This window comes from Streptomyces sp. NPDC031340 (assembly GCF_055569945.1).
In genome coordinates, this window is the sequence record NZ_JBVIIE010000001.1 from 95,225 (window position 1) to 120,870 (window position 25,646).

Consider the following 25,646-nt stretch of genomic DNA (forward strand, 5'->3'; position numbering starts at 1 on the left):
CCGAGGCGATTGCGCCACCACTCTAGCCGACCATGCGGTCTGTTTCCGTAGGTCTGATGTACCGACCATGGGTAGAACGATGCCGTCCAGGGTGACCTGTCCCATTATGAGTGAGCCGAGTCACCTGGCAAAGCGCCCTGATTTTTCCGGAGAAAGAAACCGCACATCCCGTTTTTTGTCACACTGGCACCGGGCCACTCGCTGAAGGGGGTCACCACTCGTGACCATGCTCCTAGCCCCACCGGACCGCTCCACCCGCCTGCCGATCCCACGGGAGTTCCTGCACCGGAGTGCCGACGACGACGTCCTGGTCACCCATTTCCAGACCGGTGCCGACGGAACCCACCGGATGGCCGCCCGCTGGCCCCGCGCCCACGCGCTGTTCGGCCCGGTCGCGGGCGGTGGCGACAACCCGATGCTGATGGCGGAGACGATCCGCCAGGCGGGCGCGGCCGTCGCGCACATGGCCTACGGCGCCCCGACCGACCTGCACTTCCTGCTCTGGGACCTGCGGTACGAGGTGCCCGGCGACGTCCTCGCGGCCGGCGTCCCGCTCTCCCCGGCGACCGTGGTCGTGCGGTGCGACGACGTGCGGCGGCGCGGCGGACGGCTGGCCTCCTTCCACCTGGAGGTGGACCTCTGGCGCGGCGGCCTCCGGGTCGGCCGCGGCGGCGCCTCGGCGACCTGCGTCACCGGGGCCGCCTACCGCAGACTGCGCCCGTCCCGCCCCGCGACGCCCACCGCCGTCGTGACGCCCGCCGCCGTTACGGGGCCCGCGGCCGTCGTGGCGCCCGCTGCCGTCACGGCGCCCGCCGCTGTCGACGCCCCCGAGCCGGTGACGCCCGCGCTGGCCGGGCGGACCCGGGCACGGGACGTGCTGCTCGCGGCCACCGGGACGCCCGGGGTGTGGCGGCTGCGGGCCGAGCGCGGTCACCCGGTCGTCTTCGACAGCCAGAGCGACCACCTGCCCGGCCGCGCGATCGTCGAGGCGATGCGGCAGGCCGCCCAACTGGCCACCGGTTGCCCGCACATGGTGGTCCCCGCCCTGGACGCAGGGTTCCGCCGGTACGTGGAACTCGACCGTCCGTGCCATGTCACCGCATCCCTCGGGCAGCCGCTCCCGGGCGGCGGCCTTCCGGTCCGGGTGACCCTCGTACAGGACGACGAGGTCGCCGCCGCAGGCGTGCTGACGGTGCGTCCGGTCGCGGACGGTGCGTCGTGACCGGGCGGATCCTGGTCACCGGCGGCACCGGGTTCATCGGCTCGGCGGCGCTGCGGGCGCTGGCCCACGACGACGCGTCCACGGTGACGGCGCTGGTGCGCCGGCAGCCGTTCCCGTCCGACGCGGTGCCCGGCGTCGAGTACACCAGCGGCGACCTCACCGATCCCGGCTCCCTGCGCGGGGCGTGCGGCGGCGTGGACACCGTGCTGCACTGCGCCTCCTACATCGGCGGCGACGAGGACAGGTGCCGGGCGGTCAACGTCGACGGCACCCGCGCCCTGCTCGCCGAGGCCGCGCGCGCCGGTGTGCGCCGCACCGTCCTGCTCTCCACCACCGCCGTCCACGGCGCCGGACCGCACCGGGGCCTGACCGAGCACGAACACGAGCCCGCGCCCGCCTCCGCGACCAGCCGCACCCGGCTGCTGGCCGAGCGCGCCGTGCGCGCCGCGGGCGGCACGGTGGTCCGGGCGCCGCTGGTGTACGGCGCCGGGGACGTGTGGGTGGTCCCCTCCCTCGCCGAACTCCTCCAGCGCGTACCGGCGTTGCCGGAGGACGGCAGGGCCCGGCTGTCGCTGGTGGCGGTCGGCGACCTGGCCCGGCTGCTGGCCGCCCTGGCCCGCACTCCCGACCTCGTCGCACCGGGCACCGTCCATCACGCCGCCCACCCGGACACCCTCACCCTGCGCGAGTTCACCGGCCTGCTCGGCGACACCCTCGGCCTGCCGGTCCCGTCGGCCGGCCTGCCCCTGGACGCCTACCTGGCCCGGCTGGCCGAGGCGCCCGGCACCGTCAGCGCGCACCAGGCAAGGCTGATCGCCGAGGACCGCTGGTACCGCGGCGCGCTGTGGTCCCTGACCGGCTGCCCGCCCGGACCGGGCCACGCGGCGCGGCTGGCGGAGGCGGCCCCCTGGTACCGGCGGCACCTCGCGACACGGACCCGCACCTGACGGCGCCGCCGCCCGGCCCGCCTGCCCCATGCCGCACTCCACGCGCCCGCTCCCCGCCGCCCGCCTCCCCCGCGGCCGCCGTCCCCCCGCCGCCCTCCCACCAACGTCCTCGTACCGCCGTCGTCGTACCGCTGCGGCCGCGTGCTGCCGCGGGCCCGCCCCGCCCGGATTCCGGAGAGAGACCCGCCCATGTTCGCTGCGTACATCGACCGGTTCGGCCCGCCCGAGGTCATCCGGCACGGAGAGCTGCCCGACCCGGTGCCCGGACCCACGGACGTCCTGGTGGCGGTCGACGCGGTCGCCGTGAACCACGTCGACACCTACGTCCGCTCCGGCGCCTGGCGTACCCCCGTCCCGCTGCCGTTCGTCGTCGGCCGTGATCTCGTGGGCACGGTCGCCGCGGCCGGGCCCGGCGCGCCCGGCTTCGCGCCCGGCGACCGGGTGTGGTGCAACAGCCTGGGGCACGAGGGGCGGCAGGGCGCCGCCGCCGAACTGGCGGTGGTGCCCGTCGACCGGCTGTACCACCTGCCGCCCGGCGCCGACCCGCTGGACACGGTGGCGGTGGCGCACGGCGCGGCGACCGCCCACCTCGGCCTGTTCACCCACGGCCGGCTGCGGGCCGGGGAGAGCGTGGTCGTCGTCGGCGCGGCCGGGAATGTGGGCGGGGCGGCGGTGGTGCTGGCCGCCCGCGCCGGGGCCCGCGTCGTCGCGGTGGCCTCGGCGCGCGACGAGGGCCGCTGCCGCCTCCTGGGCGCCGCCGAGTTCGTCGACCACCGTGGGCCCGACCTGGCCGCCCGGATCCGGGCGGCCTGCCCGTCCGGCGCCGGGGTGTGGCTGGACACGGCCGGCGTCAACGACCTCCCGCTCGCCGTGGGCGCGCTGGCGCGGCGCGGCCGGATCGTGCTGCTGGCCGGCCTGCGCGCGCGCCCCGCGCTGCCCGCGGGCCCCCTGTACCTGAAGGAGTGCTCGGTGCACGGCTTCGCCATCTCGCACGCCACCGTCCCGGAACTGGCCGAGGCCGCCGCCGCCGTCGGCCGGCTCACCGCGGAAGGGGCCCTCGCTCCCCGCGCGACACAGGTGCTGCCGCTGAACGCGGCGGCCGAGGCGCACCGCCGCCTGGAAAACGGCGAAGTACCCGGCAAAATGATTCTCCGCGTCGGGACTTGACGCACCCTCAAAGGACGCGTTGACCGTACCCGGAGGCGGTCGCGAGGATTTCCGGCATGACGACCGAAAGCATTGCCCACGCGTTTGCGTCCGGCGCCGGCATCGGCGCCGCATCCGTCATCGACATCGTGCCGCTGTTCGAGTTCCGGGCGGAAATCCAGGTCGCCGCGGATCCGCACGGAATCTATTCCGTCGTCAGCGATCTGCCGCGCAGTCGCGAATGGAGCCAGGAATGCCGCGGCGGCACCTGGCAGGGCGGCCCGCCCGCCGCCGTCGGCACCGTCTTCCGTGGCGAGAACGAGCGCTCGCCCGAGGTGGTCGGCTGGGCCCCCGTGGTCCGTGGCACCTGGTACACGGAGGCCGAGGTCGTCGCGGCCGAACCCGGCCGCACCTTCCGCTGGGCCATGCTCACCGCCGCCGGCGAGAGGCAGGAGAGCGTCTGGGGCTTCGACATCGGACCCGGCACCGGTCCGGGCACCAGCACGCTCGTCCACCACTTCCGGATGGGCCGCGCCACCGAGGGAATCCGCTCGATCACCGCGGAACTCGACGAAGTCGCACGCCGGGATTTCGTCGCCGAATGGGGCGTGAAGCTCGAAAAGGATCTCGCCGCCACGGTACGGCGCATCAAGCAGGTCATCGAAAAGTCCACGGACAAGGCCACGGACAAGGCCACGGACAAGGCTGCGGACAAGGCTGCGGAGAACGCCGCGGAGACGGCCGCAGCGGAGTCCGCGAAGAAGGCCATGGAAAAGGCCCCGGAAAAGGTCAACGAACAGCAGGGCTGAGCACAGCGGCCTCACATCGTGTCCCGTCGGTCACCGGCGGCCCGGCCTCTGCGGCACTGCGGGAGGAACGCACATGTTTCTGCAGCGGATAGCGAACAACGGAATCCGGCTGGGCACCCTCTTCGACAGGGCGGCCGCCAGGTTTCCGGCGAACTTCGTGGTGCTCGACCACGACCTCGACTGCGCGCCCGGCTTCGGCCGCCGCGCCACCGTCACCGAACTCGCCACGCTCGTCGACGACTTCGCCGCCCGGCTGTGGGCCGCCCGGGTCCGCCCGGGCGACCGGGTGGTGCTGCACAAGTCCGACGGGTTCGACATCACCCTGCTCGCGGTCGCCGTGGCCCGCGTCGGCGCCACCGCCGTGCTGCTCTCGCCCAAGCTGGACGGGGCCACGGTCGCCGAACTCGTGCGCCGGGTGAACAAGCCGTACCTGATCACCGACCGGGACAAGCTGGACCACCACCTGCCCGACGACATCGCCGGCCTCACCCAGGGGGTGCTGCTGGCGGCCGGCCGCCACGAACGGGCCACCGCCCTCGCGGACCTGGCCGACGCCCCCCGCGTCGACCCGGTGACGATGTCCCCGGACCACCCGGTGCTCATCACCCACACCTCCGGCACCACCGGCATCCCGAAACTCGCCGTCCACACCAACCGCACCTTCCAGGCGCGCTACCGCCCCCAGGCGAGCGTCGTCCGCCTCATCGACAAGCGGGAACCGGTCGCGATGCACATGTCGTTCGTGCACTCCCGGCTGTTCACCGCGATGCCCATCTCCCTCCTCCAGGGCCACCCGCTGATCATGCTGCGCGACGACGAACCGGCCGCCGTGGCCGAACTGTTCACCCGGGTCCGCCCCGGCATCGTCGAGACCCACCCCAACACCCTGCTGCGCTGGGAGGTCCTGGCCGACGACCCGCGCCGCCCGCTGGCGCACGTCAAGTACTTCTCCAGCACCTTCGACGCCATCCACCCCCGCACCGTCGCCACGATGCTGCGCGCCTCCGAGCGCCGCAATCCCCGCTACGCCCAGATCTACGGCCAGAGCGAGGTGGGCCCCGTCGCCGCCCGCACCTACACCGACCGCCACCCCTTCGACGGGCGCTGCGTCGGCATGCCGTTCCCCGGCATGACCGGGGTGCGCGTCGTCAGCCGCGACGGCAACCCGGTCAGCAAGGCCAACCCGGGCTTCATCGAGGTGCGCACCGACGGGCGCGTCCTCACCTACCTCGGCGAGCACCCGCGCTGGCAGAAGCAGGTCAACGACGGCTGGTGGCGCATGGGCGACCTCGGCTACCGCACCAGATGGGGCTGCCTGCACCTGCTGGACCGCGAGGTCGACCGCATCCCCGGCATCGACAGCACCCTGGAGATCGAGGACAAGCTGCTCGGCCGGCTGCCCGAACTGACCGAGGTCATCATCGTGCCCGGCTCCGACGGCGCCCCCTCACCCGTCGTGTGCACCCGCGACGACCTGCCGCTGGACCGCGCCCGGTGGCAGGCCGCCCTGGACGGCCTGCCCGCCCTGGGCGAGCCCGTGCAGTGGCGGCAGCGCGACCTGCCGCAGACCGCCACCACCAAGATCAAACGGCTGGAGCTGGCCCGGCTGCTGACCGCCCGGACCGACCAGACCGACCGGACCGCGCGGGAGGTACCGGCGTGAGCGGCACCCGCACCGACCACACCCGCACCGAGATCTGCGTGATCGGGGCGGGCCCGCGCGGCCTGTCCGTGCTGGAGCGGCTGCTCGCCAACGAGCGCCGCACGCCCGCGCACGACGAGGTCGTCGTGCACGTCGTCGACCCCGCCGCCCCCGGCGCCGGCACGGTCTGGCGCCCGGAGCAGTCCCGCCACCTGCTGATGAACACCGTGGCCTCGCAGATCACGGTCTTCACCGACGACTCCGTCCACATCGAGGGCCCCGTGGAACCCGGCCCCAGCCTCCACGAGTGGGCCCGCAGCCTGTCCGTCCTCGGCCAGTTCGGCGACTACGACGAACACACCCTGGAGGAGGCCGCCGCCCTCGGCCCCGACACCTACCCCACCCGCGCGTTCTACGGCCGCTACCTGCGCGACTGCTTCCAGCAGATCGTCGCCGGCGCGCCCGCCCACGTCCGGGTGCGGGTCCACCGCAGCCGGGCCCTGGCGATGGCCGACACCCACGGCGTGCCCGGCGGCCCGCAGGGCGTCCGTCTGGAGGACGGCACCCGCCTCAACACCCTCGACGCGATCGTCCTCGCCCAGGGCCACGTACCGGCCCGCCTCAGCCCGCGCGAGGCCCGCACCGCCAGCCTCGCCCGCATCCACTACCTGACCTATCTCCCCCCGGCCAACCCCGCCGACCTCGACCTCAGCGGCGTACAGCCGGGCCAGGCCGTGCTGCTGCGCGGTCTCGGCCTCAACTTCTTCGACCACATGGCCCTGTTCACGGCCGGCCGCGGCGGTTCCTTCGTACGCCGCGACGACGGCGGCCTGACGTACCTGCCCTCCGGCCACGAACCGCGGCTGTACGCGTTCTCCCGGCGCGGCGTGCCCTACCACGCGCGCGGCGAGAACGAGAAGGGCGCCCACGGCCGCCACCACCCGCGCCTGCTCACCCCCGGCTTCGTCGCGCGCCTGCGCGGCCGCACCGGAGCGCGGCACGCGGGCCCCGGCATCGACTTCACCGGCGACCTGTGGCCGCTGATCCGCAAGGAGGTCGAGAGCGTCTACTACGGCACCCTGCTGCGCGCCCGCGGCCGCGGCGCCGAGGAGGAACGCTTCGTCGAGCGGTACCTGGCGCTGCCCGAGGACGAGGAGACGGCGCTGCTGGACGCCTTCGGCATCCCCGCCGCCGAACGCTGGGACTGGGAGAAGCTCTCCCGCCCCTACGGCGACCGGATCTTCGCCGACCGCGACGACTTCCGCGACTGGCTGCTGGAGCACCTGCGCGACGACGTGCGCGAGGCGCGCGCCGGAAACGTCCGCGGCCCGCTGAAGGCCGCCCTCGACGTGCTGCGCGACCTGCGCAACGAGATCCGGCTCGCGGTGGACCACGGCGGCCTGGACGGCGCCTCGCACCGCGACGACCTGGAGGGCTGGTACACCCCGCTCAACGCGTTCCTGTCGATCGGCCCGCCCGCCTCCCGCATCGAGGAGATGACCGCGCTGATCGAGGCCGGGGTGCTGACCGTCACCGGGCCGGGCACCCGGGTGCGCATCGACACCCGCTCGCCCGCCTTCGTCGCCGACTCCGAGACGGTGCCGGGACCGCCCGTCCGCGCCACCGTCCTCATCGAGGCACGGCTGCCGGAACCCGACCTGCGCCGCACCGACGACCCGCTCCTGCAGCATCTGCTGAGCACCGAGCAGGCGGCGCCGTACCGCATCGACAGCGCCCACGGCCCGAGCTACGAGACCGGCGGCCTCGCCGTCACCGAGCGCCCCTACCGCCTCCTCGACGCCCGCGGCCGCGCCCACCCGCGCCGCTTCGCCTACGGCGTCCCCACCGAGTCCGTGCACTGGGTCACCGCCGCCGGCATCCGCCCCGGCGTCGACTCCGTCACCCTCGGCGACTCGGACGCCATCGCCCGCGCGGTCCTCGCCCTCCCGCCCCACGCCCGGCCGCCGTCGGGCATCCACCCGGTGGGGACGGACGCGGACGCCGGCACGGGCATGGGCACGGGCACGGACGTGACGGAGGTGATCGTGTGAGCACGGCGGCCGCACACGCGGGTCGCCCCGCCGGAGTCCAGGCCGGCTTCGACATCGGAGCCGAGGCCGAAGCCGGGGCCGGCGTCGGGTTCGTGGCCGAGGTGGTGGCGCGGCGCGGCTTCACCGGTGCCAGGGCGGGGGCGGTCCTCATGTTCTTGGCGGTGCGGGCGACGGACGGGGAGCCGCCGTCGGGGGCCGCGGCGCGGGGCGGTCTCCGGGGCGCCGGATCGGGGCCGGTCGTGCGGGGCGTCACGCGGGGGGTGGCCGCGTGAGCGCCGCCGCCCCCGCCGACGCCGGGCCCGGCGATCTCGTGGACGCCGGTCTGCTCTCGCCGGTCCGTGCCGGAACGCCCGTCGAGGCCGCCGTCGGCGACCGGGCCTGGCTGCAGGCCATGCTCGACGCCGAGGCGGCGCTCGCGCGGGCGCAGGCCCGGCTGGGCACGCTGCCGCAGCGGGCCGCCGACGTCATCGGCGAGGTCGCCCGGGCCGGCCGGCTCGACCCGCGCGCCCTCGCGCTCGCCGCGCGGGAGACCGCCAACCCCGTCGTCGGCCTGGTGCGGGCGCTCACCCGCGCGGTCGCCGACGTGGACCCGGACGCCGCCGAGTACGTGCACCGCGGCTCCACCAGCCAGGACATCCTCGACACCGGCAGCATGCTGGTCGCCGCCCGGGCCCGCGCCCTGACGGTCGCCGACCTGGGCCGGGCCGCCGCCGCGTGCGGCGTCCTCGCCGCCGCCCACCGCGACACCCCGATGGCCGGCCGCACCCTCGCCCTGCACGCCGTTCCCACCACCTTCGGCCTGAAGGCCGCCGGCTGGCAGCGGCTCCTGCTGGACGCCCGGCAGCGCCTGGCCGCCGTGGCGCTGCCGGTCTCGCTCGGCGGCGCCGCCGGCACCCTGGCCGGCTATCTCGAGTACGCGGCGATCGACACCGCCGGCCCCTTCGACCGCGCCACCTACCTGGACCGCCTGGTCGACGCCTACGCCGCCGAGACCGGCCTGGACCGGCCGGTGCTGCCCTGGCACGCCCTGCGCACCCCGGTGGCCGACCTCGCCGCCGCCCTGGCGTTCACCGCGGGCGCGCTCGGCAAGATCGCCCTGGACGTGCAGTCGCTGGTGCGCACCGAGGTGGGTGAGGTCGCCGAGCCCGGCGGGGCCGCTCGCGGCGGCTCCTCCGCGATGCCGCACAAGCGCAACCCCGTCCTGGCGACGCTGCTGCGCAGCGCGGCCCTCCAGGTCCCCGCGCTGGCCGCCGGCCTGACCCAGTGCCTGATGAGCGAGGACGAGCGGTCCGCGGGCGCCTGGCACGCCGAGTGGCTGCCGCTGCGTGAGTGCCTGCGGCTCGCGGGCGGCGCCGCCCACACGGCCGTCGAACTCACCGAGGGCCTGCACGTCCACGCCGACCGCATGCGCGCCAACCTCGCCCTGACCGGCAGCGGGATCGCCTCCGAACGCGTCGCAGCCGTTCTCGCCCCCCGCCTGGGCAAGGCGGCCGCCCGACAACTCCTGGCCCGCCTCTCCGCCGACGCCGCCCGCACCGGCCGCCCGCTCGCCGACCTCCTGGCCGAGGTCCCCGGCCTCGCACTGGACCCGGCGGACCTGGCCGCCCTGTGCGACCCGGCGACGTACACCGGAGCCGCCGCGGAACTGGTCGACCGCGCCCTGCACACGGCAACCACCTGACCGGCCCCCGACCCACCCCCCGAATCCGTCCCGCGCACCGGCCGCCGCCTCAACGGCCGGTGCGCGGGCCTGCGGCCGCTGGCTGATCCTGGGGCGGGTGCCTGCTTCTGGGCCGGTACTTGGTTCTCGGGCCGGTGGGTGGGCTTGCAACCGCACCCGACCCCACGACCGGCGCCCGATTCTGCGGCTGGCATTCGGCTCTGCGGCCGGTACCTGAGCCTGCGGCCGGTACCTGAGCCTGCGGCCGGTGGCGCCAGGCTCCGACGGCCAATACCCGGCGCACGACCGACGCCCAGCTCTACGACCAGCACCCGGTGGCCGGAGCACCAGCCGCAGGCCTGCGGTCGGCACGCGACCGCACGACCAGAACCCGGTCCCGCGACGCGAAAGGGGCCGGTCTCCCGATGGAGGGAGGCCGGCCCCTTTCCCGTTGCCGTACCGGGGGAGGTCACCCGACCGCCACCGCCGGCCGCAGGCCGGCCAGCAGTCGGCCCAGCAGACGTGGCCCGTCCTGGGTGAGCACCGATTCCGGATGGAACTGCACCGACGCGAAGTGCGGCCCGCGCAGCGCGTGCACCTCGCCCGTGTCCGCGTCGCGGCAGACGTCGACGGGGCCGACGCCCGCGCAGTTGACCCGGTCGCCGTGCGATCGGGCCGCGAAGGTGTTGTAGAAGCCCACCCGTGCGCGCGTGCCGAAGAGGTCGACCTCGCGCTGCACCCCCTGGTTCGGCACGTCCCGGCGGGCCAGCTCGAAACCCAGCCGCGTCGCGAGCACCTGGTGGCTCAGGCACACCGCGAGGAACGGGCGGCGCCCGGCGATCAACGCGTCCACCGCGCCGCGCAGATGCGCGATCTTCGGATGCGCGCGCCGGCGCGGATCCCCCGGTCCGGGGCCGAGGACGACGAGATCGTGGTCGGCGAAGGAGTAGGCGTCGTCGAAACGGCGTACCGTCACCGCCAGCCCGAGTGAACCCAGCTGCTGCCCGAGCATCGAGGTGAACGTGTCCTCGGCGTCGACGATCAGCACCCGGCCGCCGTCCAGTTGCGGCACCGTCCGTGTCTCGGATGCCCCGTCCGCCAGCCAGAAACCGGCCAGCGAGGCGTTGCGCAGCTCCAGCGCCGCCCGCACGTTCGGATGGTCCGCGAACCGCACCGGCCCCTCCGCCTCCAGCGCGGCCAGCATCCCCGCCGCCTTGGCGCGGGTCTCGGCGACCTCGGAGGCGGCGTCGGAGTGCCGTACCAGCGTGGCGCCCACCGACAGCCGCAGCCGCCCGCCCGCGTCGATGTCGGCGGTGCGGATCAGGATGGCCGAGTCGAGCGTCCGCCCGCCCCGCGCGTCCCGCCCGATCAGCGCGGCGACCCCGCTGTAGTAGCCGCGCCCGTCGGGCTCGTACCGCTCGACGACCCGGGCCGCGCTCTCCAGCGGGGAGCCGGTGACGGTCGGCGCGAACAGCGTCTCGCGCAGGATCTCCCGCGGGTCGCGGCCGGTGCGGCCCTCGACGAAGTACTCGGTGTGCGCGAGCCGCGCCATCTCCTTCAGGTACGGGCCCACCACGCGTGGCCCGTCGTCGCAGATCCGGGCCATCATCTTCAGCTCCTCGTCGACGACCATGTACAGCTCGTCGGCCTCCTTGCGGTCGGCGAGGAAGTCGAGGACGCCGGAGAGGGTGGGACCGGTGGACGGGTAGCGGTAGGTGCCGCTGATCGGGTTCATCACCGCCGCGCCCTCGCGCACGCTGATGTGCCGTTCCGGGGTCGCTCCGACGAGCGTGCGGTCGCCGGTGTGCACCAGGAACGTCCAGTACGCGCCCGACTCCAGCGTCAGCAGCAGCCGGAACAGTGCCGGCGCGGTGGCGGGGCCGTAGTCGGTGAGGTCGGCGACGAAGGTGCGTTTCAGGACGAAGTTGGCGCCCTCGCCGGTGCCGATCTCGTCCCGCACGATCCGCCGGACCAGCTCCGCGTACGCGTCGTCGCCGATGTCGAAGTGCCCGCCGGCCAGCCGCACGGGCGTGCGCGGGGCCCGCGCGAGGAAGTCGTGCACGCGGACCGTCTCCTGCCCGGTGACGGTCATCGCCAGCAGGGGCGTGCCGTCGTCCGGGGCGGCGAAACCCCGCTCGGCGATCTGCCGGTACGGCACCAGCGCCAGCACCTCGTGCCGCCCGGCGCCCGGCTCCCGCCCCACGGGCAGGTCGGCGAGGCGGGCGACCTCCGCCACCTCGCCGGTGAGCACGTCGAGCAGGCCCGGACCGGTCGACTCCGGCCGGTGGAGCAGCGCGTACGGCACTCCCGGACCGCCGGGAGCCAGCACCCGGTCCAGCAGACCACCACCGCCGTCGCCGCAGCCGCCGCTCGTGCTGCTCATGCCGCTCATGCCGCTCATGCGAAGACCTCCTTCGCGGTGGTGACCACGGCGCAGCGCCGGGCCGCGTAGTCGAGGGTCGTACGGTGCTCCGCCGCGCCGAAGTCGGCGACGCCGTCGGCCACCAGGAACGGCTGGATGTCGTGGGTGAAGGCGTCCACGGCCGTCATCAGCACGCCCACATGCCCGTACACCCCGCACACCACCAGCTGGTCACGGCCGTGCGCCCGCATGCGTTCCAGCAGGTCGGAGCGGAAGAAGGCGCTGTAACGCCACTTGGTGAACAGCCAGTCCCCGTCCCGGGGCGCCAGCTCGTCGACGATCTCCCGGTCGGCCGGCGCGGTACGCATGCCGGGACCCCAGAAGTCCTTCAGCAGACCGCGCTGTTCGGGGCTCATGCCGCCGGGCTGGGCGGTGTAGGCCACGGGGACGCCGAGGGCCCGGGCCCGGTCGGCCAGCGTCCCGACGTTGGCGACGAGCTCCGCGCGCAGGGTCTCGGGAAGCGGGGCGAGGAAATACCGCTGCATGTCGTGCAGCAGCAGCACCGCCCGCCCGGCATCGGCCGTCCACGCGGCGGTGTTCGCGGGCAGCTCGCCCGCGCCGGGCAGGGGATAGGGGGCGATCGTGGGTATGCCTGCCATGGCCGACGGGATCCTTTCGACGAAACCAGCGAAACCAGCGAAACCAGCGAAACGGGAGTGAGATCGGCAAGGGGCGTAGGACAGGGGCCTAGCCGCCCAGGGACGCCCCGCCGTCGACGGTCAGGACGTGCAGGGTGATGTGGCGGGCCCGGTCGGACAGCAGGAAGACGACGGCGTCGGCGACGTTCGACGGCTGGGCGATGCGGCCCAGCGGTATGCCGGTGCGGAACGCGCCGGGATCGCCCTCGAGGGTGCCGGTCCGCCCGCTCTCGTCCCGCCACATGGAGCGCAGCATCGGGGTGTCGGTGGACCCCGGCGCCACCACGTTGCAGCGGATGCCGTGCCGGGCGACCTCCAGCCCCAGCGACTTGGTGAACATCGTCGCCGCTGCCTTGGAGGCCCCGTACGCCGCCATCGCCGTACGGGGAGTGCCCGCCGCGTTGGACGCCACGGTGACCACCGAGCCGGCGGCCCGCGGCACCATGCGCCGTACGACGGCCCGGCACATGTGGAAGACACCGTCGGTGTTCACCCCGAAGGTGGCCCGCCAGTCCTCGTCGCTGTAGTCCAGCACCCCGCCCAGACGCAGCACACCGGCCGCGTTGACCAGGTGGCCGACGGGCCCGAGGGTGCTCTCCACGCCGTCCACGACCCGTTCCACGTCCGCGCCGTCGGTCACGTCGACCGGAAAGGCGTGCGCGTCGTACCCGTCGCCGCGCAGTTTCTCCACCGTCTCCGCCAGCCGGTCGGCGTCACGGTCCAACGCGGCGACCACCGCTCCCTGTTCGCACAGCGCCCGGGCGACCGCCGCGCCGATACCGCCGGCGGCGCCGGTGACCACGGCGACCTGGTTCTCCATCGTTACCTCCCGCAACTGGGACAGCCGGAACCGCTAGGACCGCCAGGCCGACACCACGGTGACGGCCTGGCCGAGATTGAGCCGGGGATCGCACAGCGTCGTGTACGACAGCCGTCCGCGGTCCCCGGTGAGGCCGAGGTCGCACTCGACGACGTCCTGCGGCGTGGTCTCCAGATGGAGGCCGCCCGCGACACCGCCGGAGGACCGCACGGCCCGCTGGAACGCCTCCACCTCCGCGATCACGGCCTCGACACGGCGGGTCTTCAGCCCGTACTCCGTGCTCACCGTGTTGCCGTGCATCGGATCGGTCAGCCACACGACCGGATGCCGGGCCGCCCGCACCGCCCACACCAGCGCGGGCAGGCGCTCGCCCACCAGGTCCGCGCCCATCCGGGCCACCAGCGTCAGCCGCCCGGGCTCGCGGTGCGGGTCGAGCCGCGCGCACAGGCGCAGCACGTCGCCCACGCTCGTGTCGGGGCCCACCTTGCAGGCCACCGGGTTCACCACGTCGGACAGCAGGGCGACATGAGGGCCGTCGGGCTGCCGGGTGCGCTCGCCGATCCACGGCCAGTGGGTGGAGGTCAGCAACGGCCGGCCGTGCTCATCGCAGCGGATCAGCGGCATCTCGTAGTCGAGCAGCAGGGCCTCGTGACTGGTCCACACCGACGGTTCCCCGCCGCCCGGCCCGCCCCGCTCCCCGAGCCACCCGAGATGCTCCATGGCCTGCCGGGCCGCGGTGTAGCCGTGCAGCAGACGTAACGGGTCGGGACGGCGCGCGGCCCGTTCGGGAACCGGCGAGTTGACCATGTGCCCGCGGTAGACGGGCAGTTCGACGCCCTCGACGCGCTCGGTCGGCCGGGAGCGCGGCTTCGCGAACTGGCCGGCCATCCGTCCGACCCGCACCACCGGCAGCCGCGTCCGCGCGGTCAGCACACCGGCGAGCGCCTCCAGCAGTCCCGCCTTGCGTGCCACGTGATCGCCGGTGCACTCGGCGAAGTCCTCCGCGCAGTCGCCGGCCTGCACCACCAGCGCACGCCCCGCCGCGACCTCGGCGAGCAGCGCCCGCAGTCTCCGTACGTCCGAGGAGGCCACCAGCGGATCGCTCAGCACCAGTTCCTCCCGCACCGCCGGCAGTCGGGGGTCCTCGCCCCAGTCCGGCTGTTGCAGGGGCGGGTGTGCCCGCGGGTCGAGCAGAGTTCCGTCCCCTGTCGTCACTGTCACTGGTCGTCTCCCGTTGCGATGGTGAGCTGAGACGGCGGGAATTCGGTGACAGGCTCACGGAACGAATACGCACTGCCGCCAGATCCTGCCGACACGTGACCCCGAAACACCGGAACCACAGCGGTCCCGCCATGGTGGTCAGTGCGCATCCCGGCGGCAAAGGGTGAGGTGAGAGTAGGTCAGGTGCGGGGTAAAGATGACAGACAATGCCTCGAAAACCCCCTGACGCACAGGCGGGCGCTTATGCTCCGCAGGGCGGTATATCGCTTCACCGGCCGGGCAATGCGGCCAATGCGGCATACGGCGTGAGGTATTTCCGGCCGGGCGCCCGTGAATAGAGATCGTGTCTTCTCATCTGACGAATCGTTGATCGAACGGGGCGGGCGCCACAGCTCTGCCCCGGCCGCCACGCGGCCGCACCGCTCACGGAACGGGCAGAACATGATCGACGAATCGGTGCTTCTGGAATCCAGCACCCTGCGGAAGAGCGTCCTCGACCGCACGGACGTCCTCGACCGGGTCAAGGCACTGTCACTGCTGCCGGACGGCATGCACGTGACGACGGCGATGGTCGCGGCGTACTTCGACGTCGGCCTCGAAGCCGTCAAGTCACTGATCAAGGACCACCGAAGCGAACTGGAGGCCAGCGGCTACCGACTGCTGATCGGGGAGGAACTGAGGTCCTTCAAGAACCTCAGTGGCATCCAGTCCCGCACCCGCTCCCTCGCCATCTTCTCCCGCCGGGCCGTCCTCAACGTCGCCATGCTCCTGCGGGACAGCGATGTCGCAGGTCAGGTGCGTGCGTATCTGCTCGACATGGAGCACCTGGCCCGTGCACAGCCTGTGGACAACTCTGTCCACAGGCCCGCCGACTCCCTCGACGCACGCATCGACCAGCGCATCGACGAGCGCATCACGCACATCCTCGGCAGGACCGTGGTGCCGCTGTTCAACGCCCTGATCGAAACCTCCGGAGAACACCGCAGGGAACTGATCGCCCTGCGAGCCGGCGTCCAGCGCGTCGAACGACGGCTCCACTGGCATCACGCCCGGCTGCAAAGGCTGGAACGGAGCCCGGGAAATCCCCTGAAAGCCCTCAACGCCCCGGAATAACGGATCCCCGGAAGGTCGACGGCACGCGCGCATGCGAAAGGCCCGAAACCGCGAAGAACGGTCGCGGTTTCGGGCCTCGCGGCTAATACGGGATTTCTCCCGCGAGGGCCGGCTCTCACTGACCCTCGTCGCGCCGGGCTGCCTCCTCCTCGGCCTGCTTGGCCTGCACCTCCGGGTCGAGCACCGAAGGCCCGGTGCCGTCCACGGACGTGAGCCGGCTCGACTCGGGGACCTCGGTCGCGGCGGGCGGCTCGACCAGCCAGTCCGGGTTGGCCTGCTTGTCCCACCACTTCCAGGCGGCGAAGGCACCGCCCGCGACGGCGCCGAAGACCACCAGCGCCTTGGCCAGACGGCCCACCCTCGCCCGCCGCTGCTGCCTGCGGACCAGCTTCTGGATCTGCTGCGCCGTGACCTGGCTGCGCAGCGCGGCCAGCGCGGCCGCACCACGCGCCGCGGCCTCGGCGCCGGCGGGACCGGCCACGGCCACGACCTGATCGATCTTCGGCCGGGAGTAGTCGGCGGCCTGCCGGGCAGCCGAACGCGTACGTTCGGCGGCCTCATGGGCCGCGTGGTCGAATTTCGGCGGCACGTGCGCGCGTGCCTGCTCCAAGCGCGGTGCGACATGGACGCCGTACTGGGCGCGGGCCTGCTCTGCGGCCAGCGTCACCTTGGGCGCGAGCCGTACGCGTGCCTCGTGTGCGTAGTGTGCGGCCCTGTCCTTGGCCGTGTCGGCGTAGGGCGCCACCACTTCCGCGGCGTGCAGCACGCTGTCCTTCGCCGAACCGGTCGCGGCGCGCACGCTGTCGATGCGGGTCACGGGTTCCTCCTCCTCGGTGGCGTACGGTATTTCGACTTTCCACCCTTTTACGGATCATGCCTGCCGACGGACCCCGGGGCATGTGAGAGCGGGCATCCGGGTCATGCGGCGCGACTCGGGGCCGTCCGGCGGTGCGGAGCCGATCGCGAGCCGCTCATGAGCCGATCAAGAGTCGACAGTCGGATATGAGGATGAATACGGTGCAAGGGGTGCTTGTCGTCGACAATGCCACGGATGGTTGTCGAGCGCCCCCGAACCGGACGCACTCGCCCTGTTCTCCCCACCGACTTCCCCTCTGACCGCGCCCGGAACCGGCCGACGGGCGACGCGCGGCCCGGACCGTGCGAGGATCAGGGAGTCACAGGAAGACAACGGAAGGCAGATCGTGGCTGAGCAGCTTTACGCCACCCTGAAGACCAACCACGGCGACATCGAAGTCCGGCTCCTGCCGAACCACGCCCCCAAGACGGTCAAGAACTTCGTCGAGCTCGCCAAGGGCGAGCGCGAGTGGACCAACCCGGCCACCGGCCAGAAGTCCACGGACAAGCTCTACGACGGCACGGTCTTCCACCGGGTGATCAGTGGCTTCATGATCCAGGGCGGTGACCCGCTGGGCAACGGCACCGGCGGTCCCGGCTACCAGTTCGAGGACGAGTTCCACCCGGACCTCTCCTTCAACAAGCCCTACCTGCTGGCCATGGCCAACGCCGGTCCGGGCACCAACGGCTCGCAGTTCTTCATCACCGTCTCCCCGACGACCTGGCTGAACCGCAAGCACACCATCTTCGGCGAGGTCACCGACGCGGCCAGCCAGAAGGTCGTGGACTCCATCGCCACCACCCAGACCAACCCGCGCACCGACCGCCCGGTCAACGACGTCGTCATCGAGTCGGTCGTCGTCGAGACCCGCGAGGGCTGATCCGGCACCCGCCGGGCACTGCCCTGGCACCCGCCGGTCACCACTGATCCGGCATCCGCCGGACACTGACCCGGCGTCCGCCGGGCGCGCTCCGGCAGAGCGGGAATCAGTCGGCAGGGCAGGAACCAAACGCCCCGCTCATCCGTAAAGATGGGCGGGGCGGTGCGTATGCGCACAACCGGTACGCGCTCACCGCCCGCCGGACGACCGAGGGGAAGCCATGGAACACGCGGCAAGCAGCTCGCAGGACGCCACGAGCCTGCCCGGCTGCTACCGCCACCCCGACCGCGAGACGGGCATCCGCTGCACCCGCTGCGAGCGCCCGATCTGCCCCGAGTGCATGGTGAACGCCTCGGTCGGCTTCCAGTGCCCCGAGTGCGCCCGAGGCGGCTCCGGCACCGGCCACGCACCTGCCGCCAACAGGCCCCGCACCCTCGCCGGCGGCACGGTCGCCGCCGACCCGCGGCTGGTCACCAAGGTGCTGATCGCCGTCAACCTCGCCGTCTTCCTCGCCCAGCTCGCCGTCGGCGACCGCTTCACCGAGCGCTTCGAGATGCTGGGACAGGCCTACGTCCCCGTCCTCGGCTCCGTGCAGGGGATCGCCCAGGGCCAGTGGTACCGGCTGCTGACCCCGATGTTCCTGCACGGCAGCTACATCCACATCCTGTTCAACATGCTCAGCCTCTGGTGGCTCGGCGCCCCGCTGGAGGCCGCCCTCGGCCGCGCCCGCTACCTCGCCCTCTACTTCACCTCGGGGCTGGCCGGCAGCGCCCTCACCTACCTGATCGCCGCCCCGAACCAGCCCTCGCTGGGCGCGTCCGGTGCGATCTTCGGCCTCTTCGGCGCCACCGCCGTGCTGATGCGGCGGCTCAACTACGACATGCGGCCGATCATCGCCCTGCTGGTGATCAACCTGATCTTCACCTTCGGCTGGAGCAACATCGCCTGGCAGGCGCACATCGGCGGTCTCGTGGCCGGCGTGATCACCGGCTACGCGATGGTCCACGCCCCCCGCAGGCACCGCGCCCTCGTGCAGTACGGCACCTGCGCCGTGGTACTCGTCGCCGTGGTCGTCATCACCCTGCTCAGGACGGCTCAGCTCACCTGAGGTGCCCGGTTGTCCACAGCGTGTGGCCACTCCTGTGCATGGAGTGCGGGAAGCAGTACGCCCCCTGACCCGACCCGCGTTTACGCAGGTCAGGCAGGGGGCGAACAGGCATCCGAGTGGCGGTGTGACAGTCGTACCGGTGTCAATGGGCGGGGAGTTATCCACAGATCGTCGTTTCTTTTCCCCAGGTGGCCTGTGGATACTTCCGCGATCTGTGGATAACCCGCCGATCCCGTCGGCCCCGCGGTGCGTCCGCGGGCCCTGCGATGCGTCCGGTCTCAGCGGTGCGTCCGGCGGTGGACGGCCCGGTGCGGCGCTACTTCCACTGGGTGGAGACGGCGAAGCCGGCCGCGATGAACCCGAAGCCGACCACGATGTTCCAGTTGTCCAGCTTGTCGATCGGCAGCGAGCCGTCGGTCACGTAGAACACCACGATCCAGGCCAGCCCGATGAGGAACATGGCCAGCATCACGGGCGCGACCCAGGCGCGGCTGTTCAGCTTGATGGCGGTCGCCTGCTTCGCGGGCGGCGGCGTGTAGTCGGCCTTCTTGCGGATACGTGACTTCGGCACGAGGGTCTCTCCTGTCGATGCGCTGCGTGGCCGCGCAGGTAACTGGGTCGGGCTCCGGGGCGGTACAAGGGGACTCTTAGCGCTCCCCCGGGCGTCCGTTAGCGTAGTGCTTCCGCGGCGCCGAAGGAGATAAGGGTACGTTGAGCAATTCTGCCGACTCTCCCCAGTCCGGATCCACCCCTGCCCGCGAGCGCCGTTTCCGGCCCGTGCGGGTGCTCACGGTGGCCGTCTTCGCGCTCGCCGGGCTCATCTTCTTCACCAGCTTCGACACCGCCAAGGGCACCAACATCCGCACGGACACCTCCCTGCTGAAGCTCTCCGACCTCATCCAGGAGCGCAGCCGCAAGAACGGCGAGCTGGACGAGTCCAACGGCTCGCTGCGCGGCGAGGTGGAGTCACTGGCGGCGCGCGACGACGGCAGGACCAAGGCGGAGGACGAGAAGCTCAAGGCCCTGGAGCACCGGGCGGGCACACAGAAACTGACCGGCGAGGCGATCACGGTCACGCTCAACGACGCTCCGCCGGACGCGACCGCCAAGCTGCCCGGTTATCCCGAGCCGCAGCCGGACTACCTGGTCATCCACCAGCAGGACCTCCAGGCGGTGGTGAACGCGCTGTGGCAGGGCGGCGCCAAGGGCATCAAGGTCATGGACCAGCGGCTGATCTCCACCAGTGCCGTGCGCTGCGTCGGCAACACGCTGATCCTGCAGGGCCGGGTGTACTCGCCGCCGTACAGGATCACGGCGGTCGGTGATCCGGAGAAGCTGAACAAGGCGCTGTCCGACTCCCCGGCGATCCAGAACTACATGGTGTACGTGAACGTCTACGGCCTGGGCTGGAAAGTCACCGACGACGGGACGGTGACTCTGCCGGGTTACTCGGGCACAGTGGATCTGCACTACGCCGAGCCCGTGGGGTGAGCTGAGCCGTTCAGGAGCTGCCGGTGCGCGTCGTCGTCAGGACCGTCAGCGAGCTGTGCATCACCGTGGGCGCCCTGATCGTGCTGTTCGTCGCCTATGTGCTGTTCTGGACGGGTGTGCGGGCGGACGGCGCGATGGCTCACCAGATCGACGTCCTCCAGGACCGGTGGGCACGACAGAGCGTCCCGTCGGTGGCGGCCGGCACCTCCCCGGCCCCGGCCCCGGCTGCGAAGGGACCGGCGCCGTATGTCGCGGGCAGGGCCTTCGCGATCATGTACATCCCGCGTCTTGGTTTCACGTGGAACAAGCCGGTCCTGGAGGGCACGGCGGTGGACACGCTGAAGAAGGGGCTCGGGCACTACGCGGGCACCGCCCGGCTCGGCCAGCGGGGAAACTTCGCGGTGGCCGGTCACCGGCGGACGTACGGCGACCCGTTCAAGGACTTCCCCAGGCTGCGCCGGGGGGACGCCGTGGTGCTCACGGACGGGACCACCTGGTTCACGTATCGGATCGACAAAGGGCCCTACAAAACAGTTCCGACGGACGTTGAGGTGATCGACCCTGTGCCACGTAAGTCGGGGTATACGCGCGAGGGCCGTTATCTGACGCTGACCACCTGCGATCCGGAGTGGGGGCACAGTCACCGGCTGATCGTGTGGGCACATCTGGACTCCACGCGGCCCGTGGAGGCAGGCAGGCCGGGGGCGCTGCGCCGCTAGTCTGGTGCCGGTACGGCGAATGGGTCCGGTGCCGTGGTGGAACGGAAGGGACGGCATGTACGGCTGGATCTGGCGGCATCTGCCGGGGAACGTGTGGGTGAAGGCGCTGATCTCACTCGCGCTGGTTCTGGCGGTGGTCTACATCCTGTTCCAGTACGTGTTTCCGTGGGCCGAGCCGCTGCTTCCCTTCAACGATGTGACGGTGGACAACCAGTGAGCGCGCGGATTCTCGTCGTCGACAACTACGACAGCTTCGTCTTCAACCTGGTCCAGTACCTGTATCAGCTCGGTGCCGAGTGCGAGGTGCTGCGCAACGACGAGGTGTCGACGGCGCACGCCCAGGACGGCTTCGACGGCGTCCTCCTCTCGCCGGGGCCGGGGACGCCGGAGGAGGCGGGCGTCTGCATCGAGATGGTCCGCCACTGCGCGGCGACCGGCGTACCCGTCTTCGGGGTGTGCCTGGGAATGCAGTCGATGCAGGTGGCGTACGGCGGTGTGGTGGACCGCGCCCCCGAACTGCTGCACGGCAAGACGTCGTTGGTGGAGCACCAGGGCAAGGGCGTCTTCGCGGGCCTGCCGTCGCCGTTCACGGCGACCCGCTACCACTCGCTGGCCGCCGAGCCGGCGACGGTTCCGGCGGAGCTCGAGGTGACCGCCCGTACCCACGACGGCATCATCATGGGTCTGCGCCACCGCGAACTGAAGGTGGAGGGCGTGCAGTTCCACCCGGAGTCGGTGCTGACGGAGCATGGGCACCGGATGCTGGCCAACTGGCTGGTGGAGTGCGGTGACGAGGAGGCGGTGGCACGGTCCGCGGGGCTCGCCCCGGTGGTGGGCAGGGCCACGGCGTGACCGCATTGCGTCCCGAGCGCGAGTCCGGCGCCTCGTACGGGCAGGAGCCGTACGAGGCGTCCGGGGCGTTCGCGGACTGGTCGGCGGGGCAGCAGGCGCCCGAGTCGCCGACGCTGCCGCCGATCGACGAGGAGACGGTGGCGCTGCGGATCCCCGATCCGCCGCCCGAGCCCTCCCCGTCGTCCTCTGCGGCCCTGTACGCCACTCCGGCCACAGGAACCCCCGCAGGCGGCCGCGCGGCCCGGAGGAAGGCGGCCAAGGGCCGCCGCGGGCGTCACGGGGGCGGCCGCCCGGCGTCCGCTGCCGCCGCTGAGGCGCCGGAGACTTCGCAGGCTTTGGACGCGCCGCTGTCCCGGGTGGAGGCGCGCCGGCGGGCCCGCGCGAGCAAGGCGAGTCCGGCGGTCGTGGCGAGCCGGGTGATCGGTGAGGTGTTCATCACCACGGGCGTGCTCATGCTGCTGTTCGTCTCGTACCAGTTGTGGTGGACGAACGTCCGGGCGCACGCGCAGGCCGACAAGGAGACCAGCACACTCCAGCAGGACTGGGCGGACGGCAAGCGCGCCCCGGGCACCTTCGAGCCGGGGCAGGGCTTCGCGATACTCCACATCCCGAAGCTGGACGTGGTGGTGCCGATCGCGGAGGGCGTCAGCAACAAGAAGGTGCTCGACAAGGGCATGGTGGGGCACTACAGCGAGGGCGAGCTGAAGACGGCGATGCCGTCGGCGAAGACCGGCAACTTCGCGCTGGCCGGGCACCGCAACACGCACGGTGAGCCGTTCCGGTACATCAACCGGCTGCGGGAGGGCGACCCGATCGTCGTCGAGACGCAGAACGAGTACTACGTCTACACGATGACGTCGACGCTGCCGGTGACGCCGCCGAGCAACACCGGCGTGATCGGCCCGGTGCCGCCCGGCTCGGGGTTCACCAAGCCCGGTCGCTACATCACCCTGACGACCTGCACGCCGGAGTTCACCAGCAAGTACCGGCTGATCGTCTGGGGCAAGATGGTCGAGGAACGGCCGCGCAGCAAGGGAAAGCCGGATGCGCTCGTCGAATAGGGGCGGTTGGACAACGTGGCAGCGACCACCGGCGGCACGCAGCACGAAGAGCACACGGGGGATTCCCCGCCGGACGGGCCGGCCCGCCGCCGCCCGGGCCGCATCGCGCTGGCGGTGGGCGTCTTCGGCGAACTGCTGATCACCTCGGGCCTGGTGCTGGGCCTGTTCGTCGTCTACTCGCTGTGGTGGACGAACGTGGTCGCGGACCGCACGGCCGACCGGCAGGGCGACAAGGTGCGGGACGGCTGGTCCCAGGGACCGACCGGTCCGGGCGCGCTCGACACCAAGGACGGCATCGGCTTCCTGCACGTGCCCGCCATGAAGAACGGCGAGGTGCTGGTGGAGAAGGGCACCTCGGCGAAGATCCTCAACGACGGCGTCGCCGGCTACTACACGGACCCGGTGAAGGCGACCCTCCCCACCACCGGCAAGAAGGGCAACTTCGCCCTGGCCGCCCACCGGGACGGGCACGGCGCCAAGTTCCACAACATCGACAAGGTGAAGAAGGGCGACCCGGTCGTCTTCGAGACGAAGGACAAGTGGTACGTCTACAAGGTGTACGCGGTCCTCGCCGAGACCTCCAAGTACAACGTGAAGGTCCTCTCGGCGGTGCCGAAGGAGTCCGGCCGGAAGAAGCCCGGCCACTACATCACCCTCACGACCTGCACCCCCGTCTACACCAGCCGCTACCGCTACGTCGTCTGGGGCGAACTGGTCCGGGTCCAGAAGGTGGACAGTGAACGGACCCCGCCGAAGGAACTGCGGTGACCGGCGGGCCGCGCTGACGGTCGGGCGGCTTCCGACGACGAGAGCCCCGGGCCCTTGCGGGCGCCGGGGCTCTCGTGCGTGCCGGGTGCGGGAGGGTCAGTTCTCCTGGCGGTACGCGACTCCGTCGACACCGCCGAAGAAGTTGGTGCCGCCGTTGTCGTTCCCGCCGTTGTTGTTGCCGCCCTGGGCGACGGTGACGAGGTTCACCGAGGTGCCCTTGTCGACGGTGCTTCCCTGGCTCGGGTTCGAGCCCAGGACGATGGCGTTGTCGTCCGTCGCGCCGGTGACGTTGCCGACCTGGAGGCCTGCCTGCTGGAGGGCCTTCCTGGCGTCCTTGAGGCTCTGGCCCTGAATGTTGGGGACCTGGACCTGCTGGTTCTGCTTGGCCTTGCCGATCTGGATGGTCACCGCGGAGTTCTTCTTCACCTGGGAGCCGGCCGCCGGATTGGTGCCGATGACCTTGTCCACCAGGTCGTTGTTGTCGGTCTCCACGTCGGTGCAGTTGCCGACGAGGTTGTTGACCGTCATCAGCGCCTTGGCCTCGTCGCAGCTCTTGCCGGCGACGTCCGGCACCGTGGCCTGCTCGGCGGCCTTGGCGATGGTGAGGGTGATCGTCGATCCCTTCTCCACCTCCTTGCCGAGCTTCGGGTCCTGATCCAGAACCGTGTTCGGGGTCTCCGAGGACTCCTGCGCCTTCGTCTCGACCTGGAACTGGTAGTCGTCGCCCTCCAGCTTCGCCTTGGCGTCGTCGAGGCTCATGCCGATCACGCTGGGGACGCTGACCTTCGGGGCGCCGGTGGACACCACGAAGTCGACGGTGGAGCCCTTCTTGACGTCGGTGTTCTTGCCCGGGTCCTGGGAGCAGACCTTGCCCTTGCTCTGCGCCTCGCAGGGCTTGCGGGTGATCTCGCCCACTTCGAGGTCGCTGTTGGCCAGCAGCTTCTTGGCGTCGCCTTCGGTCTGGCTGACCAGGTTGGGCACCGGCACCGTGTCGTTGCCCGCGCCCCCGTTGCCGCTGAAGGCCCACTTCCCGATCAATATGGCGCCGATCAGCACCAGGACGCCGGCGACGACGAGCAGGATCGTGGAGGTGTTGTTCTTCTTCTGGCGGCGGCGGTCGGGACGGTCGTCGTAGCCGTAGCCGCCGTCGTCCGGGTTCATGGGCGGCAGCATCGACGTGGCGCCGGCGCCCGCGTCGGCGCGCAGGGCCGTGGTCGGCCGGTCGTCGGGGTAGCCGCCGTAGCCCACCGAGCTCATGGCCGCCGTGGCGGCGACGGGCTGGCCGTCGAGGCAGGCCTCGATGTCGGCGCGCATCTCGTCGGCCGACTGGTAGCGGTAGTCGGGGTCCTTGGTGAGGGCCTTCAGCACGATCGCGTCCATCTCGGGCGTGATCTCGGGGTCGAAGACCGACGGCGGCTGGGGCTCCTCCCGCACGTGCTGGTAGGCGACCGCGACCGGGGAGTCGCCCACGAACGGCGGGCGGACCGTCAGCAGCTCGTACAGCAGGCAGCCGGTGGAGTACAGGTCGGAACGGGCGTCGACCTGCTCGCCCTTGGCCTGCTCCGGCGACAGGTACTGCGCCGTGCCGATGACCGCCGCCGTCTGCGTCATCGTCATGCCGGCGTCGCCCATGGCGCGGGCGATGCCGAAGTCCATCACCTTGACCTGGCCGTTGCGCGTCAGCATGACGTTGGCCGGCTTGATGTCGCGGTGGACGATGCCGCTGCGGTGGGCGTACTCCAGGCCCTGCAGGATGCCGATGGTCATCTCCATGGCCCGCTCCGGCAGCAGCTTGCGGCCGGAGTGCAGCAGCTCACGGAGCGTGGAGCCGTCGACGTACTCCATCACGATGTACGGGATCGAGACCCCGTCGATGTAGTCCTCGCCCGTGTCGTAGACCGCGACGATCGCGGGATGGTTGAGCGAGGCGGCCGACTGGGCCTCCCGGCGGAACCGGGCCTGGAAGGACGGGTCGCGCGCGAGGTCGGCGCGCAGCGTCTTCACCGCCACGGTGCGGCCGAGGCGGGTGTCGTGCGCGAGGTAGACCTCCGCCATGCCACCACGGCCGAGCACATGGCCCAGCTCGTACCGGCCGCCGAGGCGACGCGGCTCTTCCATAGCTTCCTACCAGCCCTCTCCGTCGGTCCCGACCGGCACTGCTGTGCGGTCGGAGGCTGCCGTCCGCGCCCTACCGTACCCGGACAGCTGTGTGCGACTTGG

The 25,646-nt window shown here is 72.2% G+C and carries 24 protein-coding genes; 17 read left to right on the forward strand and 7 right to left on the reverse strand.

Annotated elements, in window-relative coordinates:
• The first annotated feature begins 226 nt into the window (after positions 1 to 226).
• The 8 genes from ACZ5GT_RS00415 (at position 227) to ACZ5GT_RS00450 (ending at position 9,498) form a co-directional block, all read left to right on the forward strand.
• Positions 227 to 1,222: a ScbA/BarX family gamma-butyrolactone biosynthesis protein gene (locus ACZ5GT_RS00415; RefSeq protein WP_469012402.1), complete on the forward strand. Its 996-nt coding sequence runs from the start codon at positions 227 to 229 to the stop codon at positions 1,220 to 1,222.
• Positions 1,219 to 2,169, forward strand: a complete 951-nt coding sequence (locus tag ACZ5GT_RS00420; RefSeq protein WP_469011922.1) for an NAD-dependent epimerase/dehydratase family protein — start codon at positions 1,219 to 1,221, stop codon at positions 2,167 to 2,169. Before ACZ5GT_RS00415 ends, ACZ5GT_RS00420 begins: the two co-directional genes overlap by 4 nt.
• Before the next feature lie 189 nt (positions 2,170 to 2,358).
• Positions 2,359 to 3,336, forward strand: a complete 978-nt coding sequence (locus ACZ5GT_RS00425) for an NADPH:quinone reductase (RefSeq protein WP_469011924.1) — start codon at positions 2,359 to 2,361, stop codon at positions 3,334 to 3,336.
• Between the two features lie 56 nt (positions 3,337 to 3,392).
• Positions 3,393 to 4,124 (forward strand): SRPBCC family protein, encoded by a 732-nt coding sequence (locus ACZ5GT_RS00430; protein ID WP_469011925.1) that lies wholly within the window; start codon positions 3,393 to 3,395, stop codon positions 4,122 to 4,124.
• Between the two features lie 73 nt (positions 4,125 to 4,197).
• The gene (locus tag ACZ5GT_RS00435) at positions 4,198 to 5,787 is read left to right on the forward strand and encodes a class I adenylate-forming enzyme family protein (RefSeq protein ID WP_469011927.1); all 1,590 of its coding nucleotides are present in this window, start codon (positions 4,198 to 4,200) and stop codon (positions 5,785 to 5,787) included.
• Positions 5,784 to 7,817 (forward strand): FAD/NAD(P)-binding protein, encoded by a 2,034-nt coding sequence (locus ACZ5GT_RS00440; RefSeq protein WP_469011931.1) that lies wholly within the window; start codon positions 5,784 to 5,786, stop codon positions 7,815 to 7,817. Before ACZ5GT_RS00435 ends, ACZ5GT_RS00440 begins: the two co-directional genes overlap by 4 nt.
• Positions 7,814 to 8,089 (forward strand): hypothetical protein, encoded by a 276-nt coding sequence (locus ACZ5GT_RS00445; RefSeq protein WP_469011933.1) that lies wholly within the window; start codon positions 7,814 to 7,816, stop codon positions 8,087 to 8,089. The genes ACZ5GT_RS00440 and ACZ5GT_RS00445 overlap by 4 nt, the downstream gene beginning before the upstream one ends.
• Positions 8,086 to 9,498, forward strand: coding sequence for a nitrosuccinate lyase (locus tag ACZ5GT_RS00450; protein WP_469011936.1), 1,413 nt, complete (start codon positions 8,086 to 8,088; stop codon positions 9,496 to 9,498). The genes ACZ5GT_RS00445 and ACZ5GT_RS00450 overlap by 4 nt, the downstream gene beginning before the upstream one ends.
• Before the next feature lie 448 nt (positions 9,499 to 9,946).
• Here the strand turns inward: ACZ5GT_RS00450 and ACZ5GT_RS00455 are convergent, their stop codons facing one another.
• The 4 genes from ACZ5GT_RS00455 to ACZ5GT_RS00470 form a co-directional block, all read right to left on the reverse strand.
• A complete protein-coding gene (locus ACZ5GT_RS00455; protein ID WP_469012407.1) occupies positions 9,947 to 11,869 on the reverse strand; it encodes an anthranilate synthase family protein in 1,923 nt (640 codons plus the stop codon).
• Positions 11,870 to 11,874: 5 nt separating this feature from the next.
• Positions 11,875 to 12,498, reverse strand: coding sequence for an isochorismatase family protein (locus ACZ5GT_RS00460; protein ID WP_469011940.1), 624 nt, complete (start codon positions 12,496 to 12,498; stop codon positions 11,875 to 11,877).
• An 88-nt stretch (positions 12,499 to 12,586) separates the two neighbouring features.
• Complete coding sequence (locus ACZ5GT_RS00465; protein WP_469011944.1) at positions 12,587 to 13,357, reverse strand: 2,3-dihydro-2,3-dihydroxybenzoate dehydrogenase; 771 nt, start codon at positions 13,355 to 13,357, stop codon at positions 12,587 to 12,589.
• 33 nt (positions 13,358 to 13,390) lie between these two features.
• Positions 13,391 to 14,578, reverse strand: coding sequence for a 3-deoxy-7-phosphoheptulonate synthase (locus ACZ5GT_RS00470; protein WP_469011946.1), 1,188 nt, complete (start codon positions 14,576 to 14,578; stop codon positions 13,391 to 13,393).
• Between the two features lie 441 nt (positions 14,579 to 15,019).
• On the opposite strand from ACZ5GT_RS00470, the gene ACZ5GT_RS00475 reads away from it, so the two are divergent.
• Positions 15,020 to 15,691: a restriction endonuclease gene (locus tag ACZ5GT_RS00475; RefSeq protein WP_469011948.1), complete on the forward strand. Its 672-nt coding sequence runs from the start codon at positions 15,020 to 15,022 to the stop codon at positions 15,689 to 15,691.
• Between the two features lie 115 nt (positions 15,692 to 15,806).
• Here ACZ5GT_RS00475 and ACZ5GT_RS00480 read toward each other — a convergent pair whose 3' ends face one another.
• Positions 15,807 to 16,508 (reverse strand): DUF5324 family protein, encoded by a 702-nt coding sequence (locus tag ACZ5GT_RS00480; protein ID WP_469011950.1) that lies wholly within the window; start codon positions 16,506 to 16,508, stop codon positions 15,807 to 15,809.
• Between the two features lie 385 nt (positions 16,509 to 16,893).
• Here ACZ5GT_RS00480 and ACZ5GT_RS00485 point away from each other — a divergent pair, with 385 nt between their 5' ends.
• On the forward strand, positions 16,894 to 17,427 hold the full coding sequence (locus ACZ5GT_RS00485) for a peptidylprolyl isomerase (RefSeq protein ID WP_469011952.1): 534 nt from the start codon (positions 16,894 to 16,896) through the stop codon (positions 17,425 to 17,427).
• A 220-nt stretch (positions 17,428 to 17,647) separates the two neighbouring features.
• Positions 17,648 to 18,535, forward strand: a complete 888-nt coding sequence (locus ACZ5GT_RS00490) for a rhomboid family intramembrane serine protease (RefSeq protein WP_469011954.1) — start codon at positions 17,648 to 17,650, stop codon at positions 18,533 to 18,535.
• 316 nt (positions 18,536 to 18,851) lie between these two features.
• Here ACZ5GT_RS00490 and crgA read toward each other — a convergent pair whose 3' ends face one another.
• Positions 18,852 to 19,106, reverse strand: a complete 255-nt coding sequence (gene crgA, locus ACZ5GT_RS00495) for a cell division protein CrgA (RefSeq protein WP_469011956.1) — start codon at positions 19,104 to 19,106, stop codon at positions 18,852 to 18,854.
• A 140-nt stretch (positions 19,107 to 19,246) separates the two neighbouring features.
• Between crgA and ACZ5GT_RS00500 the strand changes: the two genes are divergently transcribed.
• Genes ACZ5GT_RS00500 through ACZ5GT_RS00525 form a run of 6 tightly spaced genes read left to right on the forward strand, consistent with a single transcriptional unit; the run spans position 19,247 to position 23,426 of the window.
• On the forward strand, positions 19,247 to 20,026 hold the full coding sequence (locus ACZ5GT_RS00500) for a DUF881 domain-containing protein (protein WP_469011958.1): 780 nt from the start codon (positions 19,247 to 19,249) through the stop codon (positions 20,024 to 20,026).
• A gap of 23 nt (positions 20,027 to 20,049) precedes the next feature.
• Entirely contained in the window at positions 20,050 to 20,745 is a 696-nt protein-coding gene (locus ACZ5GT_RS00505) for a class E sortase (protein ID WP_469011961.1), read from the forward strand.
• A gap of 19 nt (positions 20,746 to 20,764) precedes the next feature.
• The gene (locus tag ACZ5GT_RS00510; protein ID WP_469012409.1) at positions 20,765 to 20,962 is read left to right on the forward strand and encodes a hypothetical protein; all 198 of its coding nucleotides are present in this window, start codon (positions 20,765 to 20,767) and stop codon (positions 20,960 to 20,962) included.
• Positions 20,959 to 21,597, forward strand: a complete 639-nt coding sequence (locus ACZ5GT_RS00515) for an aminodeoxychorismate/anthranilate synthase component II (RefSeq protein ID WP_469011964.1) — start codon at positions 20,959 to 20,961, stop codon at positions 21,595 to 21,597. The genes ACZ5GT_RS00510 and ACZ5GT_RS00515 overlap by 4 nt, the downstream gene beginning before the upstream one ends.
• Positions 21,594 to 22,658, forward strand: coding sequence for a class E sortase (locus ACZ5GT_RS00520; RefSeq protein ID WP_469011965.1), 1,065 nt, complete (start codon positions 21,594 to 21,596; stop codon positions 22,656 to 22,658). Before ACZ5GT_RS00515 ends, ACZ5GT_RS00520 begins: the two co-directional genes overlap by 4 nt.
• 15 nt (positions 22,659 to 22,673) lie before the next feature.
• Positions 22,674 to 23,426 carry a class E sortase gene (locus tag ACZ5GT_RS00525; RefSeq protein ID WP_469011967.1) on the forward strand — a complete coding sequence of 251 codons (753 nt, stop codon included), beginning with the start codon at positions 22,674 to 22,676 and terminating at the stop codon, positions 23,424 to 23,426.
• 96 nt (positions 23,427 to 23,522) lie between these two features.
• Here ACZ5GT_RS00525 and pknB read toward each other — a convergent pair whose 3' ends face one another.
• A complete protein-coding gene (gene pknB / locus ACZ5GT_RS00530) occupies positions 23,523 to 25,544 on the reverse strand; it encodes a Stk1 family PASTA domain-containing Ser/Thr kinase (protein WP_469011969.1) in 2,022 nt (673 codons plus the stop codon).
• Positions 25,545 to 25,646 lie beyond the last annotated feature (102 nt).